Annotated in this window: 2 protein-coding genes; both read left to right on the forward strand. The window is 73.0% G+C overall.

The window, feature by feature from the left end:
* Nucleotides 1-192: M55 family metallopeptidase (locus FNH09_RS46320; RefSeq protein ID WP_202919902.1), on the forward strand; the 192-nt coding region annotated here is incomplete at its 5' end.
* On the forward strand, nucleotides 185-1,345 hold the full coding sequence (locus FNH09_RS46325; protein WP_152895866.1) for a M20/M25/M40 family metallo-hydrolase: 1,161 nt from the start codon (nucleotides 185-187) through the stop codon (nucleotides 1,343-1,345). The genes FNH09_RS46320 and FNH09_RS46325, both read left to right, overlap by 8 nt.
* The last annotated feature ends 224 nt before the right edge of the window (nucleotides 1,346-1,569 follow it).

Here is a 1,569-nt window from a genome sequence, read left to right on the forward strand (position 1 = left end):
GCCCACGGCTACACCTACGAGGTGTCCTTCGACGCCGCCCACCTGGCACCCGCCGCCACCTACATCCCCGGCGTCGTCCAGACCGACCCGCTGACCGTGCGATTCACACTGCCGACGATGTACGAGGCGATCCGCTGCTTCCGCGCGCTGACCCGGGTGGTCACCTCGGCCGTGGAGAACTGCTATGGCTGAGCCGACCGAACTCCTCGCTCTCGCCCGCACGTTCGGCGACAGCGTCCTCGAACGCTGGGAGCGCCTGGTCTCGTTGGAGACGCCCTCCGCGGACCCCGGCCGCGCGGCCGTGTTCGGCAAGGACCTCGCCGCGGGCCTCGCCGCCACGGCGGACCGGATCGGACACCCGTCGGGACCGGGCGGCGACCACCTGGTGGCGTACTGGAACGGCCGCGGGACACCGGACGACGGTCCGGGCACCGGGCACACGCTGCTGGTGGCGCACAGCGACACCGTCTTCGAGGCCGGCACGATCGCCCGGCGGCCGTTCACGCTCGCCAAGGACGGCGACACGGTCACCGGCCCCGGCGTCTTCGACATGAAGGGTTCCCTGGTCGCGGTCGAACTGGCCATGGACCTGCTGTCGCGTACCGGCGCCGCGCCGAGGCGTCCGGTCCGGCTGGTGGTGGTCAACGACGAGGAGATCGGCAGCCCCGACGGCAGCCGGCTGGTGGCCCGGCACGCCGAAGGCGCCCACGCGGTGCTGGGTCTCGAACCGCCCCTGCCCGGCGGCGCGTTGAAGATCGGGCGAAGAGGCGTGGCCCGGGTCCGGCTGAGCGTGCGGGGGGTCGGCGCCCACGCCGGTCTCGACGCCGCCCTCGGCGTCTCCGCGATCGACGAACTCGTCGACCAGCTCGCCTCGTTGCGGGCCACGGCCGCCTCCTTGCCGGACGCCGCGCTGAACGTCGGCACCATCACCGGCGGCACCCGGGCCAACGTGGTCGCCGACCACGCCGAGGCGGAGATCGGCCTGCGTTACGCCACTCCCGAGACCGAACAGGCCCTGCTGGGGGCCCTACTGACACCGACGCCGGTTCGGGAGCGGGCCGTTCTCTCCGCGCGGACGCTGTCCCACCGCCCGGCCTGGGCGATGGACCCCGCCAACCCACTGGCCGCCGAACTGGTAGCGCTGGCCGGCACGTGGGGCCTGAAACTGCCGCTCGGCTCGTCCGGCGGCGCGGGCGACACCAACCTCACCGGTGCGCTCGGCATCCCGACCGTGGACGGACTCGGACCGGCGGGCGCGGGCGCCCACGGCGAGGACGAACACGCCTCACTGTCCTCCTTGCTGGAGCGGGCGGCACTCATCGCCGCCTTCCTCGAATCCCACTGATCACCGGCTCCGTCGGCTCATCGATTCGTCCGGCCGTCGATTCGTCCGGCCATCGATCCCGTCCGACCGTCTGTTCGCGTACCGCCCCGAATTCAGTCCGCCGCCGCAGGGATGTCACCACCTCGCGGCGTCCCAATCCGCGACCCGCTCGCCAGGCCACCGTCCACGCACCGCACCTGACCTCAAGGAGTCCCATGCCCGCCCTGCCCCCCGAGGGCCTCGTC

The organism is Streptomyces adustus (assembly GCF_009377175.1).
Taxonomy (GTDB): Bacteria; Actinomycetota; Actinomycetes; order Streptomycetales; family Streptomycetaceae; genus Streptomyces; species Streptomyces adustus.

Bases quoted from the DNA above. Each gene is read 5' to 3' on its own strand.
- FNH09_RS46325 (WP_152895866.1), top strand. From the start codon at position 185: ATGGCTGAGCCGACCGAACTCCTCGCTCTCGCCCGCACGTTCGGCGAC.